The 17,062-nt window shown below is 42.2% G+C and carries 10 protein-coding genes, 1 tRNA gene and 1 pseudogene; all 12 read left to right on the top strand.

What is annotated here, in order from left to right:
• The first annotated feature begins 13 nt into the window (after positions 1-13).
• The 12 genes and pseudogenes from hpt to BMX02_RS00680 all read left to right on the top strand — a co-directional run bounded on the left by hpt (position 14) and on the right by BMX02_RS00680 (position 16,953).
• Positions 14-586, top strand: a complete 573-nt coding sequence (hpt, locus tag BMX02_RS00735; protein ID WP_091688180.1) for a hypoxanthine/guanine phosphoribosyltransferase — start codon at positions 14-16, stop codon at positions 584-586.
• The gene (gene dph2, locus BMX02_RS00730) at positions 573-1,568 is read left to right on the top strand and encodes a diphthamide biosynthesis enzyme Dph2 (protein ID WP_244625090.1); all 996 of its coding nucleotides are present in this window, start codon (positions 573-575) and stop codon (positions 1,566-1,568) included. The genes hpt and dph2 overlap by 14 nt, the downstream gene beginning before the upstream one ends.
• A gap of 7 nt (positions 1,569-1,575) precedes the next feature.
• Entirely contained in the window at positions 1,576-2,181 is a 606-nt protein-coding gene (locus tag BMX02_RS00725) for an METTL5 family protein (protein ID WP_091688176.1), read from the top strand.
• A 149-nt stretch (positions 2,182-2,330) separates the two neighbouring features.
• Positions 2,331-3,101 carry an exosome complex RNA-binding protein Csl4 gene (locus tag BMX02_RS00720; protein ID WP_244625088.1) on the top strand — a complete coding sequence of 257 codons (771 nt, stop codon included), beginning with the start codon at positions 2,331-2,333 and terminating at the stop codon, positions 3,099-3,101.
• A 30-nt stretch (positions 3,102-3,131) separates the two neighbouring features.
• Positions 3,132-3,407 (top strand): DNA-directed RNA polymerase subunit L, encoded by a 276-nt coding sequence (locus tag BMX02_RS00715; RefSeq protein ID WP_091688174.1) that lies wholly within the window; start codon positions 3,132-3,134, stop codon positions 3,405-3,407.
• Positions 3,408-3,495: 88 nt separating this feature from the next.
• Positions 3,496-4,650 (top strand): annotated as a pseudogene (gene pscS / locus BMX02_RS00710) (O-phospho-L-seryl-tRNA:Cys-tRNA synthase).
• Between the two features lie 136 nt (positions 4,651-4,786).
• A tRNA-Gly gene (locus BMX02_RS00705) sits at positions 4,787-4,858 on the top strand.
• A 1,135-nt stretch (positions 4,859-5,993) separates the two neighbouring features.
• Positions 5,994-8,480 carry a phage NrS-1 polymerase family protein gene (locus BMX02_RS00700; RefSeq protein ID WP_091688172.1) on the top strand — a complete coding sequence of 829 codons (2,487 nt, stop codon included), beginning with the start codon at positions 5,994-5,996 and terminating at the stop codon, positions 8,478-8,480.
• Between the two features lie 685 nt (positions 8,481-9,165).
• Positions 9,166-10,251: a Wadjet anti-phage system protein JetD domain-containing protein gene (locus BMX02_RS00695; RefSeq protein WP_091688169.1), complete on the top strand. Its 1,086-nt coding sequence runs from the start codon at positions 9,166-9,168 to the stop codon at positions 10,249-10,251.
• On the top strand, positions 10,232-11,800 hold the full coding sequence (locus BMX02_RS00690; protein WP_091688167.1) for a hypothetical protein: 1,569 nt from the start codon (positions 10,232-10,234) through the stop codon (positions 11,798-11,800). Before BMX02_RS00695 ends, BMX02_RS00690 begins: the two co-directional genes overlap by 20 nt.
• A gap of 4 nt (positions 11,801-11,804) precedes the next feature.
• Entirely contained in the window at positions 11,805-12,557 is a 753-nt protein-coding gene (locus BMX02_RS00685) for a DUF6063 family protein (RefSeq protein ID WP_091688165.1), read from the top strand.
• Positions 12,544-16,953, top strand: coding sequence for a coiled-coil domain-containing protein (locus BMX02_RS00680; protein WP_091688163.1), 4,410 nt, complete (start codon positions 12,544-12,546; stop codon positions 16,951-16,953). Before BMX02_RS00685 ends, BMX02_RS00680 begins: the two co-directional genes overlap by 14 nt.
• Positions 16,954-17,062 lie beyond the last annotated feature (109 nt).

Below are 17,062 nucleotides of genomic sequence, written 5' to 3'. Positions count from 1 at the left end.
AGGGCACGATAATATGTTAGAAGTTCTTCAGGAATCACTCCGGAAAGCACCTATTGTGAACAGAGGCGAATACCCTTATTTCATTCACCCGATATCAGATGGCGTACCATCACTCGAGCCCGAACTGCTCGATGAGATCGCCGAACACATGATCAGCATCGCAGGTACCGATTATGACAGGATAGTTTCCATCGAGGCAATGGGCATCCCCCTTGCAACGACCCTGTCCCTGAAGACAGGCATCCCATTTTCCATTGTAAGGAAGAGGCAATACGGACTCGAAGGAGAGGTCATCCTGTCCCAGAGCACCGGCTACTCAAAGGGAGAACTGTACATCAATGGTGTGAACAAGGGCGAAAAGGTGCTTGTGGTCGATGATGTGATCAGTACTGGAGGTACATTAAAGGCACTTCTGCCAGCCCTTGAGAAGATGGGAGCACAGATCACTAACGTGATCGTTGTTATCAGCAGGGGCGATGGTGCCATTCAGATGCGTGATATGGGCTATGAGATCGACACCCTGGTCAAGATCGATGTTGACCAAAACGGAGTCTCCATTCTGGAGGTGGCTGGTGAGCAGCAGTGAACCCTTCGACTTCAGGATCGAACATATAATTGATATCATAAAGGATGCACAACCTGCAATTATCGGATTGCAGTTCCCTGAAGGCTTTAAAAGACGTGCACCTGCTATCGCATCACAGATAAGTGAAGCTACCGGTGTTGACATACTGATCTCTGCAAACCCCTGTTATGGTGCATGTGATCTTGATGTTGCTATCCTTGACAATGTTGACATTTTGTTCCATTTCGGCCATGCTCAACTTGATGATAACAAATACAGTGAGAAGGTCATTTTTATCGAAACACGCTCCGATACAGACGTGAAGGAAGTGGTCAGGAAAGCCGTTCCTGAGATAAAAGGCAAGCGTGTCGGAGTGCTCACCACGGTACAGCATATACAGAAGCTGCCGGATGTTTGCGAGATCCTTGCATCCGAAGGAAAGGAGTGCCTTATCGGAAGAGGGGACAGCAAGATAGCCTATGCAGGCCAGGTTCTCGGATGCAATTTCTCAGTTGCTGACGGTCTTGACTGTGATGAGTTCCTCTACATCGGTAGCGGGGAGTTCCACCCCCTTGGAGTTTCACTGGCTACCGGAAAAAGGGTATTGGTCGCAGATCCGTTCTCAAATGAGGTGCGCGAGGTCGATCCCAGAAGGATACTAAAACAGCGCAGTGCGGTTATTGCCAATTCCCTGGATGCGGAAACCTTCGGGATACTGGTGTCAACAAAGCCCGGCCAGGACCGGATGGCTCTTGCCAGGCAGCTGAAAGAGCTTGCTGAAAAGAGAGGCAAGACCGCTTATATACTTACAATGGACCTGATAACACCTGACCAGATGCTGCAGTTCAAGGTGGATGCTTTTGTGAGCACCGCCTGTCCAAGACTTGCAGTTGATGAAGTTGGCAGGTTCTCTGCACCTATGCTGACCCCGCAGGAGTTCGAGATAGTGATCGGAGAGCGCGAGTGGGAAGAGATAACCTTTGATGAGATAAGGGGAGAGTAAGGAAGCAATGAAACAACGCAAGCTGGAGATACTTCTTGAAAAGGTGAGAAGTTTTGATTCCCCGGATGTCACACTCGAACAGTATTCGACTCCGTCCGTACTTGCTGCGGAACTGCTTCATTTCGCGTTCATGAAAGGCGACCTTGATGACACCGTCTACGACCTGGGCTGCGGCACAGGGATGCTGGCAATTGGTGCTAAGGTCCTTGGTGCAAAGAGGGTGGTCGGCTTTGATTCCGACCCTGCTGCCCTTGATATTGCAAGGGAGAACGCAGAAAAGCTCGGGGTTGAAGTGGAATTTGAATGTCTTGATATAAGACAGGTCAGGGGACATGCACATACCGTTGTGATGAACCCGCCATTTGGAGCACAGGTCAAAGGCAGTGACAGGCCGTTCCTTTCAACTGCCATGAAAGTTGGGGATGTTACGTATTCCATACATAATAGTGGAAGTCTGGCCTTTGTCAAAAAATTTATAGAACCTGCTGTTATTACAGAATGGTATAATACAGGGTTTCCAATAAAACGAACCTTTAAATTCCATAAAAAAGATGTAGAAAGAATTGAGGTAGAAATCTACAGGATAACAAAGGAAAATGACCAGGACAATTGAGCAAAATAACCTGGCATATCTAATCTACAAGAGGGATTCCTATTAGAATAAGAAACCGTAAGAAAACGACCAGAAGGAACATCAAATCTTCAACTGAAGAGACCAAGGTCGAAGAAGAAACAGTAAAGGCTGCCAGCGAAAAGGTAGAAGTGGCAGAGAAAAAGACCGGGGACAGGGAAAAGAGCAGGGCTCCTAAGAGAGACAGCGCCCCCAGGAAAGACAACCGAGATTCCAGAAGGGACAACAGAGGATCCAGGAAGGACAGCAGAGACTCCAGGAAAGACAACAGGGGCAGATCCAGACCTAAACCGGAACCAGAAGCAGAGCCTGAAATTGAGGAACTTGAACACATATCTCCTGAAGAGAAGACCTTTGTACTGCCGGGAGACCTTATCGGTACTACAGAAGAGTTCGAAGGCGGAGACAACACATTTACGGTCAGGGGAGATATCCACTCACTTGCTACCGGACATGTAATGGTCAACAAGAAACGCAGGAAGATCTCTGTCAAGCCAACCACAAGCACACCTCCAACCATTAGCAGAGGAGATATTATCGTCGGAACGGTCATGAACGTGCGCGACTCCATGGCACTTGTCCAGATCGGCGGGATCAAAGGAAATGATGACCGAGAGTTCATCAATCCGGGCATCGCTGCGATCCACGTGTCCAATGTGAAGGAATCATACGTGAAGGAAATGTCACAGGAGTTCTCCGTTTCAGATGTTGTTAAGGCAAAGATCATCAATACTGAGAACATGAGGATGACCACTGCCGGAGATGAGCTTGGAGTAATGACCGCACGATGTGCCAATTGTGGCACCACACTTAAGGTCGATGATAATAAACTGAAGTGCCCTGAGTGCGGACATATTGAATCACGCAAGTTGTCTTCAGGCTATGGCACAGGTGTAATTTGATCAGATCACATAATTGCAGGAGATCATTTAATGGAACTTAAGATCTTAGAGAAATCAGAAGATGAAATGAAACTTGAGATCGCAGGAGAAAGTCATACCCTCCTGAACATGCTCAAGATCATTCTTCTTGAAGACGAACGTGTCCATACGGCATCATATGACATGAAACACGTTACGATCAGTGAACCGATCCTGTTCATCAAGACAGAGAACGCTGATCCTATAGCTGTTGTCAAAGATGCTGTTGCAACACTGATCACAGAGTGCGACGAGTTCATCTCAGTCTTTAACAAGGCTGTTCAATGAACCTTTTTTCTTTTTGCAACTTACAGCAATAGTTGAGACTTTACAAAAAAATACTACTGCATTAATAGCCTGACCCTGATGTGAATATATGACACTTGATGATGCATCATTACAGAAATTTGGATTTATCGAACGCCCGGCCAAGGGTTTGATCAATATCGACCCCCTGCAGACCGGAGGAATACTTACAGAGGATGCCAGACGCGCACTGGTCGAATGGGGAGATGGTTATTCCATCTGTGATAACTGCGGAGGCGTCCTTGACCTTATCAAGAAACCACCGGTGCAGGACTTTGTGCACAGCGCCCTCCCGGAGTTCCTGGGAGTGGACGAAGCACGGGTCACCCACGGCGCTCGTGAGTCAAAGTTCGCTGTGATGCATTCGGTGGGATAGGAAGGCGACACGGTGGTCATGGACGGCCTTGCACACTACTCCTCAGTGGTCGCTGCACAGCGTGTCGGCATGGAGATCAGAAAGGTGCCACACACCGAGCGCCCGGACTACTACATCGATCCTGAAGGCTACGGCACCACCATCGAGGAAACCATCAGTGAGACCGGCAAGGCCCCGGCACTGGCACTCCTGACATACCCCGACGGCAGTTACGGAAACCTTGCAGATGCTAAAAAGATCGCATCAATCTGCCACGAGTACGGCGTCCCTCTGCTCCTCAACTGTGCATATTCCGTGGGAAGGATGCCGGTAAACGCCAAAGAGCTGGGCGTGGACTTCATTGTAGGAAGCGGACACAAGTCAATGGCAAGCTGCGGACCTATCGGAGTCCTCGGTGTCAACGGAGACTATGCCGAGACAGTGTTCAGGAAATCCCCGACAAACAAGAACAAGGAAATAGAGCTTCTGGGCTGCACCGCCCGCAGCGCTACCCTGATGACCATGATAGGATCTTTCCCCGAGGTCGTCAAACGAACCCGCAACTGGGACAACGAGGTTGCAGATGCTCGCTGGTTCTCCGAAAAGCTCGAAAACCTCGGCCTGATCCAGATGGGAGAGAAGCCCCACAACCACGACCTGATGTTCTTCGAGGCCCCCAACCTCTATGAGATCTCCACAAGGGTCAAGAAAGGCAGATACTTCCTCTACAAAGAGCTCAAGAGCAGGAACATCCACGGCATCAAGGCCGGCCTCACCAAATTCTTCAAGCTCAGCACCTTCGGTGTCGGCAGGGAAAAGCTCTCCTACATCATAGATTCTTTCGACGAGATCATCCAGAAATACGAGTGAGGGTAGCCTCACTTTCTCTTTTCTTTCTTTTCTTCTTCTTTTTTCACTTAACCGCCAGTCACAACACCCCACAAATCGCCACCAGCAAACCAAAACAGCTATAATCTAAAAAGAATAAAGAAAGATAGTACAGTGTGCGGCTGTGGTTTAGAGGCTATGACCTGAGCTTCCCAAGCTTAGAACCCGGGTTCGAATCCCGGCAGTCGCATGGGTTTCTGATAGCGATTTTAGTTGTTGTTCTAGTGAAGCTACTCTTTTTTCGAGGTCGGATTGGGTAGTTGGTTGTACAACTACGTTTTCATCGAAGTTTTCGTCCAAAGATATCAAAAATAAAGGTTTTCCGTTGTTTTCAATTTCAAAAACGTGTGCAACATCACCAGTAATATTTGCATAAGATTGCGGCAACCTAATCATTGGGTACACAACATTTGCTTTTGGTTTATGCTTTATAACTTTGAATTTACCTATAGATTTCATTACTTAGCGCCTCAGTATATTGAAAGATACAATAGTTGTACAACCATTATTATATACTTCTTGCAGATATATAGCTTTCGCCACAAATTTGAAATTAATATAACCTCTATTGATACCGTTTTAATCAACACACATATATGCGAGTCGCTCTTTCAGCCCCTATAGTGAGGTGTTTTGTGTGGTCGCGTGTTCCTTTTTGTTTCTTTGTGCGGCTGCCCTTGTGGTTGATCAATGATCGATCGCAACACCTCTTTCTTAAATCCTGCATGGTTAAGATGCAGCGAGGGAGGATTGTATCAGTAGCAGAAATGCTGAAAGTGCTGGCGGAAATTCCGCTGACATTCTGGAAACAGTAGGTATTTCATAGCCATGCTATTGCCCTTCAATCCGTGCGAACTTGCGAAGTTGCAGGTGTCAGTGAAGACAACACTGACTATAGTTCTGGCGTCATGTTGAGAGACATGCGACAGTGTGTGAGACGCCTTAATCTGCCTGAAGGATAAATTGACTACTAGAAGGCAGAAGCCGCTTGGCAACGGGTTACGGGTGGACTTACAGTAACAAAAAAACACTGTATCGATTAAGAGCAAGAATGCATTGCTCATAAAACAAAAGTCCTCAAATTGCTTAAGTGAATTGATCTTTCTATCCACTTAAGCAATTTGAGGCATTTGCCAAAAAAATGGCTCTACTTATTGAATTAGTGTTATTAAATTAAACCCCCCTCATTCTAGATAAGGTTCATCATTTTAAGAAGGGCGGTTCTCGTTACTATTCGTGGAACTCAAGATTTGTTAATATGAATCAGAAGCATGAGCTTTGCTTTTGGCAAGACCCAACTTTAAAAAATATAAGGAAAAGTTATTATGAAAGAAATCAATTTTGAAAATATTCCACAAGAACTCAAAGATTGTAATCAATGGGTCTTGTGGAAACTAGAAACTAGTACCGACAAGAAAACAACAAAAGTACCATACACAACTAAAGGATACAAAGCAAATCCCATGAATCCATCAACATGGTCGACTTTTGAAGATACATACGCAACGTATACTAAGTTCCCTGAGACATATTCAGGATTGGGATTTGTATTCTCAGATTCCGACCCATTTGTTGGTATTGACTGGGATCATGTAAGGGATAATTCATCTGGCTTTTGGGATCCAGAAGTGTTGAAGGAAATCCAGCAACTCGATACTTATGCAGAGATTTCTCCCAGTGGTACAGGTGCACATGCAATCGTCAGAGGAGAAAGAGATCAAAATGGTAAAAACAAATCAGAGACTCGCGAAATTTACGACAGCAAGAGATTTTTTACCGTAACCGGAAATATCATTGATGGCATACCTGATGAAATAAATGACACTAATGAATCATTTGATTCTATACAGGCGAAAATTGGCTATAAACAAACAGATGACCCCTCCATTGATTCGGACCCCATCAGCAGCACAATTGAAGATGATGAAATAATTTCAAGATGCAGAAATGCTGCAAACCGAGAAAAGTTCATCGAATTATTTAAAGGAAATTGGGAACAATATTACGAATCTCAAAGCCAGGCCGATATAGCTCTGTGCGGCATCCTGGCTTATCGAACCCAAGATGAAAGCCAGATTGACCGTCTCGCCAGGAAATCCGGGCTTAAGAGGGCAAAATGGGATCGAGAAGATTATTTATCTATTACAATCCGGAAAGCCATTGAATATGTAAATTCCAGAAACATATGGAATGGAATTGCACTGCCTAATAAATATAGGATTGATGGTAACGGCCTTTATTTTTGTAATGAAAGTCCAAAAGCCAACACACTCATCTGCCGTACGCCTGTAGTCGTTTCTGCAATTGGAAATGATATAGATAAAGATGAGTTCTGGTATCGAATAACTTTCAAAGATCCACTTGGAAAACTTAGAGAGGAGTATGTTAAGCAGGAAGATCTAACCAAAAGAAGTCCATTATTGACTTTAGCAAATAAAGGCATTAATGTAACTGAAAAGAAAGCTGCAGATCTCTGCGAATACTTCGCTGAATCAATACACAGTAATGCAGAGGATCTACCATGCATCACCTTTGTGCAGAAAAATGGCTGGAAATATCAGAATGAAATGTTTGTACTTGGAAATCGATATTATTGCAAGGACTCTGGCGGTTCAGTTGTACAGATTAACAATGAAGAAGTGAAGGGGTTGGCAAAAAAAGGTACCCTCGATAATTGGGCGGAGGGTGTTGAGGAAATCATTGCTGAACCCATCACTCGATTTAAATGCTATTGTGCAGCATCCTCGATCATTTTAAGGTTATTAGGTGTACAGTCTTACTTTGTAGATCATACAGGCGACACAAGCACAGGAAAGACGATAAGCAGCAAAGTAGCCTTCAGTATGTTAGGAAACCCAGATGCACTAAAATTAGCAGGCAATTCAACAGCGGCCTATCTGGAACATGTAGCAAGTATTTTTTCGGACTTACCTCTGTTCATTGATGAAACTAGTACTCAGACATCTGATAACATGAAAGCGTTGGTATACATAATTTCAAATGAAGTCAGCAAAGGCCGAGCTAAAAAAGATGGTGGTGTGCGGATGCTTGATCGATGGAAAACTGTTGCATTTACGACAGGTGAAAAACCTGTTACCGATGCAGATGGTTTTGGTGGTCAGCAGGTGCGAGTCATTGAAATTCAAAAAAACATGCCATATATGCCAGATAGTGTTGAGAAAGTTGAAGATTCTATTTCAAGAAATTATGGCCATATCGCTGACCTGTATACTAAAAAAGTGTTTAGCCATAAGGATGAGCTTATCTCAAAATTTGCGGACTATCGTGAGCATTTCACAAATAATGAATCAGGCACAATGAACCGCGCGGGCAATAATTTTGCAGCGATTGCCGTCGCCGGGGACTTGTTAGAAGAAGTGTTTGATGAAATAGGAATAGAAGTGCAAGATAATTTGCAATTAACTGAATCATTCTTTAATGAAACTGTAAAAGAAAAACCAATTATACCCTACCCAGTGAAAGTTCTTCGTGCTGTAAACGACTGGGTTGAAGAAAATCGAGGCTATTTCATCATTAATGAGAATGTGGAAAATTACAGATTTTCTAAGAAGTATGGATGGATTACAGAAGATGGCTATCTGGACATAATTCCATCTGCTGTAAAAGCTGCAATGAAGAATCAAGGCATGAACATTTCAAGTGCTATTGATAGATGGATTGAAGATGGTATTTTGAGTGTAAATCAGGGTAGAAAAGACTATAAGTCAACTCATTTTGATGAAAATGGGGATAAATGCCGTCCTAGTGTTTATCGTTTTGATTTGAATGCAATGGAAAAATTTATAGATTAATATTAAAGGCGGTCGCAGGTGTCGCATTTGTCACAGGTAAAATATAATATATTATAATAGAGTTTTTATATCTATCAAATCAAAAAATGTAATTGTAATATATTATACTGTGACATCTGTGACTATTGTGACAAATGATTAAGGATAAAGCAGGCAGATACTTGAACATTGTTGATTACAAATTAAAATAAGGCACTTCTATTCCACTTCTTTGCAGAAACAGATCCATTGTGTATTTTCTGCTATGTTAATAAGAATTGAAAAGATAGTACGCGTATGTTGCAGTAAGGCCTCAATTTTCCAATACACTGGTTCGAATCTTACCACTCGCACAATCTTTCGGGGATATATATAACGTGAAAAAAGTGTACGCTTTGAAATTTTGATTTTTAAATTAGAATTTTGCCTTTTGAACAGTAAGCTAGGGTAATAGCATCTGGATAAATAGACACTTAAAATTTAGATAAGTTCCTTTATAATTTTGTAGTTGAATTCTTAATTATTGCATAATATTTTTATAATGTTGGAGTATATTCTTTAAAAATTAACATTCTTCACTTTCGATATAATAAACATAGTTGTATTAATTAATATAGAGTATTTCTACAAGGCAAATTCAAGTTAAATCTTATGGTGGCGCATTAGTTACCGAATAATACCTACAAAATAAAAATGAGGCAAAATTATGGAAGCGCTGATTCGAAATATAATTGAGCAGCACAAGAAGAAGAAGAAGAAAACGATTGAAACAAAGTACATCGTTTCTGAACTAAAGGCACTTGGAACCAACCTTTATTCTGATTCTTCGCTTGCCAAACCTTTTGCAGCGGCAATGCAAAAGCTTGTTGACGATGGAGCAGTGAAACCATTCGGTAATTCATCATCTATTCCACAATACGGTGGAGCCATGAGCAAATATTACATCAATGTCAACTATTTTGAATCGGATGATGATATACTCCCGTCTAGCGTGCTGAATGACCTTCACCCAAAACTCAACATGAGCTATTACGTAAAGCACGCATCCGAATATTATGAATTGGAAGGCATCATACACAGGATCAATGATATCCTGTTTGACAACGATTCCGAGATACTCACTGCAAATGAAAGGTCGTATTTGATATTCGGAGATGAGAAGGCCATCATGTATCCAGCCGATGCATCCATTGATGGTGCAGATATACTGAAAAAGCTCGGTAGACTTACATTAGAAGACATCAAGGCAAAACGAACATTTGAGCCATTTTTCTATCTGGCAACAAGCGGATACCACAACCTGACCGAAAAAAGAAACGTTCTCATCGTGGAGAACCAGGATACATTCAACACTTTCATGGATGCGGTCATGGAAGGTCAGCTACCTGACGTACATCTCCTGATCTATGGGGAAGGAAATGCAATCACACGAAAGTTCGAGTTCATACAGAGTATACATGGTAAACTGGATGACAACTATTATTATTTCGGTGACATTGATCCAGTAGGGATATCCATTTACCATCGTCTGAAAAGCACATTCCCAGATTACAACATCATTCCTGCAGTATCATTGTACAGTTACATGATAAACAAGGTCAATCCAGCTGATGCACGGAAGCTACGAAAACCACAGAAAGTGGACGATACTTCAGTATCGCAGTTCATTGCTACATTCGATACTGAAACAGGTATGGTAATTAAGGACATTGTCTATTCGGAACGGTATCTACCACAGGAAGTCATCAACAAAACGGATATGGTGAGGTTAAATGGAATCGGAATACATTAAGCAATACCAGGATACCAATGAACGATTCGGGCATTTGAGCAACTATTACCCATTCTTCAGGATATATGCATATACCTCAAAGAACAAGCTCAACTATGATGCACCATATCTCGCAATTGAGGTCCTATCATTACTGATAAAGAAAGGAAAGCTCATGGGCAGATCGGTCATGATAGATGAGATCGAGGAATATATCAAACTGGTATTGAAGCATATTTGCCCAGACCTTGAGCTTGACAGCAGGGAAGTTACACAGACAATATTAAAACTGCTTGAAACTGACAGGCACGGGAAATCATATTGTTTCAAACATGTGGATCCTATCCATAATAAAGAAGATCCACAATATGTCTACTTGATCGAATACAACGTAAAAAGCAAAGGATACGACATTAGTAATGCTGGACTTAGTTTCATGCTCAGTACCAAGGAACTGCCCGAAGAATCAAAGATATCCGTTAGCCTACTCTTATTCAAACAGCAGATCAAGAACAGGTCATTTGTAACAGCATTGAACACGGTCATGGAACTCAATCTTGATGTTATTCGCAAAAAGGAGATGAAACAACATCTGCTTGACAAGATGATGTATAATGCATCGGACATCACCGATGATTTCACCGTGTTTACCCAAGGTATATTCAGCCAATTGCAGCAAGAAAAAGAACTATTCAATCAGGTAAGGATCACCCTGATGGAATTCACGGACGGGCAATATGATTTTTCAAATTCCAGTACCCGTATCGATGAGAAAGATTTCATAATCCTTAAACAAATATCAACCGAACTCGAGCGTGGATACAACTTACATTCAAGCCTGCTTAAAGACTATACCGATCTCCCACAGGAATACGAGAAGATCTGTCAGATCAAGGTCAATTCATTGTTCGATAAAAAATGGCATTTCAAGGAAGTACTGGAAAACAATGTCAAGAACAATAGACCAAATGATGCACATATCATCAGCCTGCAGCCAATGCTAAAACCCAATGTCCCAAAGTTCTTCAGTCTATTCAAAGCATTTGAACCGCAGGTTATCAGCCACAAGAAGGAAAATATCACAGAGACCAGACAGGAAGAAGATTGGACTGGTATCATCATTTCTGGTGACCAATATGATGCAACGCTGGTAAGCAATTTTAAAACATATGCATATGCACTACTGAATTGCATCAATATCAATTCAAATCAGACAACACTGGAAACGTTCATTGAAATGGTCGATACCACATACAACCATGAAGCTGTCAGGAACATTGATCTGATACCATTCCTGCTATCCCTGAATAACCATGAACACGATGAAGACGAATATGTAAGCAGCAGTGACAAAACTGAAGCATATATCACCAGATTTAACTTCGACAGGATCAATCGATCTGATATAGAAACCCGTAGTTTAATGGGCAATACTCTGATATGGGCACATCAGAAATTGGATTTACCGTATACCAGACTATGTATCCAACCTGACCCAGACAATTCACTGAATATAATCGAGGATGACAGTAGGATCCAGATTTCCAACATGACGTTATGGCTGGAGTGATCAAATGAACTATGATAAAGAACACCTGGGAATTGCTCTTGAAATGATGTACTGTATGTTAACGGATGGTGTGATCGAAAAGAAAGATTACCCTAACCACTTCATGCAATACGAAAGAGAAAGCGATATACGGGAAGCACTCGATTTCTGTGCCGAAAAGTTCGGGTTATACGTATGTGGACGAGGAGATGCAATCTTCCTGAGTCCAGGTATTGGCAATAAGGTATTCGGGATGACAAACGAAGAAATAAAGAACGACATGTTCCGTGGTGGTAAGAATGCCCATATGTACACTGCATTCTTTATCATGCATGTTATGGTAGGAGAATTCTACACGGAATCGATGTATGATTCTCCCCGACGCAACCTACCTATCACATATCTCACGGATACGGTAGATGCAAAAATAAAGTCATTGGCGGATTTCGAGGACATCGACGGGATCAGCAAGGAGTATAAGTTCAACTTCAAAGAAGTGAAAGATCTATGGGATAGTTTACTCAAAGCTGATGTGGATATAGAAACGGGTCAGGAAAAAAAGAGTGGTATTAGTACAAAGGTTGGATTGATATACGAGACACTGAAGTTCATGAAAAAACATCAGCTTATAGATCTCAACGCTGGCGCGGTTTATCCAATGGACCGTTTCAAAGCGATGGTTTCGGATGCGTATAACAATACCGAGGTCCAGCTCGATATACTGGAGTTTATTGAAAACCTAACGTATGGTGGAGATGATACGAATGCCGAGGATTAAAAATGTCAGAATAATCAATGCTCAATACAACAACGGCACACAGATGTACCAGGATTTTGTAATGCCGTTGAATGGACTTAGTGCAACATATCTACTCGGTAACGGTGGTGGTAAATCTGTACTCGTGATGCTGATAATGCAATGTATCATCCCAAACTACACACTCAATGCAGACAAGCCGTTCAAATTAATGTTTAAAGGTGGTGAGCCAAACAGGACAACCCACGTTCTCATTGAATGGGAACTTGACAGCGGACTATCTCCACACAAAACATTGCTGACAGGATTCTGTGCTAAAAAGAAAACCAGTTCAGATGAAAATGACACCATCGACGGTGTGGAATATTTCAACTACACACACCTCTACGATAGTAGCAATGATATGGACATTCTCAGGATACCACTCTGCCACATGGACGGGAATACGTTCGTCACCAAGTCGCTCAGTGATACGAGAAAAATGCTACATGAAAATCGTGATGAGTATGACATCTGGGTCGGCAGGATGAACGGTAAGGGTGAGTACCAACAACAGATCAAGAAATACTGCATACTCGGAGCCGAAGGCAGGTTGATGGGATCCATAAACGAAAGTGAGAACCAGTTGAGAACACACTTCAAGAAATCATATGGCACATCAAGGACCGTGATCGAGAAACTATTGCTCAACACCACGATCGAGTGTTTGAACGATAAACGGGCAATCGGTGGACATGAACATGATGAAACAAACAGTGAGCTGCTTGCAGATACGTTGATTCAATCACAGGAAGACATCAAACGTCTCAATGATGAACTGGAGAATATGCAGGAAACACATGCATACCATGCCGAGATACTGAAGCTCACTGATGCAAATGGCAGGCTTATTAATGCACATACAGAACTCGAGGATACCAAACACCAGACAGCAGTACAATACACTGCACATAAATCAGCTGTTGTTGACAAAAAGAATCTTATTCAGGACATTGAGATCAGGCTAAACGATGCAAGGGGACAACAAGAAGCAGTTGATATTGACATCAGCAAGCTGAAGGTAATGCAACAGAATGCAGTAGTAAACAAAGGTGTAAGCAACATATCCCATCTGGAAACAGAAAAAGGCAGCATTGAAACTACATTGGGTGGTCTGGAGCATACATCAAAGCTGGCGATTGCTACAAACAAGTTCATTGATATTCAGAAGTACGAAACAGAGATACGGGAATACCAAAGCACCATTGATAACATAAGCAAGGACAATGAGACCGTATTCAGTACATTCAATACATACGGGAAGACGCTGCATTCGGTCTTGTCCGAAGAACTCGCCGACGTAACGATACAATACGAAAACGAGAAATCGGCAAAAGAGGAACTCAACAATGAGTCCCAGGAACTCCAGAGGAAGATTGGTGGAATAGATAATGACATAGGAAACACTAATGATACGCTTGCCAAATTGAACATTGAAATCGACAAGGCACATTCAGCTGAAACCGAACTGGTCAATAGATGTCAGACATATCCACAGCTTAACAATGGTCTGATGATACCAGAAGATGAGCTCAATGCTACAAATGCTCATCTGGAAACCCTGAGAAACAGGGAGACCACATTAAACGAAACGATCGATGAACTCCGATCCTCCATTGCAAAAGATACAGCAGAGGATAGCAAGTTTACGGAAAAGGTAAACAACGTAAACGACCAGATCAAGCAAACGAACGGTGAGATATCAAAGTTCGAAACACAACAATCAATTGCCATAGATATTGTCAATGTACGTAAGAGCATGGACATTGGCACATGTCTTTATGAACTGGATGCCGAAATAGCATCGACATTCGATAGCATATCATCAAGCAAGCGTGGTCTCGGGCAATTGCAACATGAGCTACGTACCGTCGAAGAATATGGTTTCGTGTTAACAGAGGATTTCGAGAATGCACTTATATGGCTCACGGACAAGTTCGGATTTGCTAAAAGTGGTGCCGAATATCTGAAAGACCTCTCGGTCGACAAGCAAGAGATAGTGTTAGAACAAGCACCATGGTTACCAAAAGCAATCATCTTGACAAACGATAATTTCAGTCATGTCCTCGCTAACCCAACAGGCAGATTGACCAAGGCAATAATGGATTCATCCATAATACTCGTTAGTTTATCGAGCCTCCAGAAAAATGAGAAGATCTCTCTTGGTGATGTGTTCGTACCATCCAGAGACACTGAACATTATATCAGGATACTGGATAAGGACAATACAATAAAACGCATCCATTCGGATATACAGAAAGTCGAACAGGAGATCACGAAACAGGAAAGTTCGCTCACTGTTACAAAACGTGATTGGGGTACACTGAAAACCTTCACTGAACAGTATCCAGAAGGACGCGAAGCAGAACTGCATAACCAGCTTGAACAACACCAGGCAAATCTGGATGAATATACCACCATTCTATCGGAGATAGCTGGTAGGATCAAGGACAATAACAGAACCCTTGAACAAACAAGGACGGAACTATCCGATACAAAGAACAAGCTGGTTACATTCGGTGAAAAACTTACAGCACTTACCGAATTGATACAGATAATCGAAAAGATCGGTGAACTGCAGACAAGTATTGATGAAAATACCACACGGATCAAGGAGCTTTCAGAACTACTGACCAGCACGAAGAACGAGAATAACCAAATAAGAGTGAAAATCAGTGAAAAAGAGGAAGCAGTTACATCACTTTCCAGGCAGAAAGATAAACTTGAATCTGACATAAATGGAGAGCTCAACGATTTCAAGACGATGGATGTTGAAATACTGGATGAAAGAGACACCTCTATACTATGGGCAGAGTATGGATCTGCAAAAAATATAATCAAAGAAGTGGCTGGCAATGTCACACAATTACAGGAAAACATCCAGAAGAACAGGGGATTCGTCAATAGTCTGTATAATGAAATAAACCGCGATAAAATAACCATCGAGGAAATCAAAGCAGGTGGTCGCAGTCAACCATTCAGTGAAGAGTACATCCGTGATCTGGGAACACAGATCGAAAATATAAAGGAAACACTCAAAACAGCGGAAGGAAAACTATCGGAAGCACGTGAAAAACAGGCACTCCTCAAAGCAACGTTCAATTCGATGGTAAGCAAGTACAATGCACGTGTACCTGAAGCATACGTACCAGATCCCAGTCTTATGGACGAAACCCAGTTCCGTGGTGATATTAACACTAAACAGATAGAACTCAACCGTCTGGTCGAAAAAATCACTGGTATTGAAGCATTACACCAGTCAAACTCTGAAAAGCTTGAACATCTCGAGTTCAGTCTTCAGAACTATGAGATATTGTGCAATCAATATCACATTACCACTACCACCATAGACACACATGTCGAGCTCAAAGACCACAGTGAACTAATGTCATTGTTAACGAGCAGACATTCCAACGTCGAACAGAATAAGGATAGGTTCAGACGCACTAAAGACAAGGTCATGACCAATATCGGTAACATCGATATGGGAGAATATTTCAAAACCCCTATCCGAGACAGGCTGTCTGTTGCAAATACTCTCGAAGATGCAAAATTCAATGCAAATGCCCTCGAGAAATACTCAAGTATACTTCTCAAGAGGATGGAGGACCAGCAGGAACAGATCGATGCACTCAAGAACATCGAAGAAAATGTTGTGGATCAGGCATTGGGAATCGCAAAGATGTATAAAGACCACATCAAGAAGTTCCCCATGTTATCAAGGATCAAGTTCAAGGACGAAACCCATGACATGATTCGAATAAACTTTAACAAATGCGAATATGCAGATGAACAGGCTGAATTGGAGATGCAACATTATATCAGAGACCTGATACGTGACATCGAAGACAACAAGATCGATAAGATGAAACTGGTTGATTGCTTAACCCCAGCACTCCTGCTAAACAGGGTATTGGATATGAAGGCCATCCAGATGGAAATGCGAAAGATCGATCAGAATGGTATACAGAGATTCTTAAGATGGGAACAGATCGAAGCATCTGACGGACAAACAAATGCGATATTCATCGTATTCCTTGTCGTACTGATGTCATATATCAGGGATATTGTCATCGACCGAAAAGATATGAACACGTCCAAGATGATGATCATTGACAATCCGTTTGGATCCACCAGTGGTTCATATCTATGGGAAGCAATCGGTTCAATCCTTGAAAAGAACAATGTTCAGCTGATATGCCCAGGACACAACATCAAAGCAGATGTACTGAAGTATTTCCCCATACACTTCACCCTGACCACTGAACCATCTGCATCAGGACGAACGAGAATAGGTATTAAAGTAAAGGCAAAAGACGAAACACTGGACGCAATTAAACGCCAGCAGCGGTTTGGGCAGATAACCTTAGATATTTGATAAAATTTGATTGCTGCCCTTATTTTTTCGTTTTAATGTCGCTTTCCACTTGTCGCATTTGTCTCCTGGAATTGTCGCCTAATTTCTATAGGAAAACGACAAAAGCAAC

Origin of the sequence: Methanococcoides vulcani (genome assembly GCF_900111645.1) — an archaeon.
In the GTDB taxonomy this organism is placed as follows: Archaea; Halobacteriota; Methanosarcinia; order Methanosarcinales; family Methanosarcinaceae; genus Methanococcoides; species Methanococcoides vulcani.
The sequence above is the reverse complement of the archived record's forward strand: the minus strand, read 5'-3'. Positions and strand labels throughout refer to the sequence as shown.

Coding starts and splice junctions, on each gene's coding strand:
- BMX02_RS00700 (WP_091688172.1), top strand. CDS start 5,994: ATGAAAGAAATCAATTTTGAAAATATTCCACAAGAACTCAAAGATTGT.
- BMX02_RS00695 (WP_091688169.1), top strand. CDS start 9,166: ATGGAAGCGCTGATTCGAAATATAATTGAGCAGCACAAGAAGAAGAAG.
- BMX02_RS00685 (WP_091688165.1), top strand. CDS start 11,805: ATGAACTATGATAAAGAACACCTGGGAATTGCTCTTGAAATGATGTAC.
- BMX02_RS00680 (WP_091688163.1), top strand. CDS start 12,544: ATGCCGAGGATTAAAAATGTCAGAATAATCAATGCTCAATACAACAAC.
- BMX02_RS00725 (WP_091688176.1), top strand. CDS start 1,576: ATGAAACAACGCAAGCTGGAGATACTTCTTGAAAAGGTGAGAAGTTTT.
- hpt (WP_091688180.1), top strand. CDS start 14: ATGTTAGAAGTTCTTCAGGAATCACTCCGGAAAGCACCTATTGTGAAC.
- BMX02_RS00690 (WP_091688167.1), top strand. CDS start 10,232: ATGGAATCGGAATACATTAAGCAATACCAGGATACCAATGAACGATTC.
- BMX02_RS00715 (WP_091688174.1), top strand. CDS start 3,132: ATGGAACTTAAGATCTTAGAGAAATCAGAAGATGAAATGAAACTTGAG.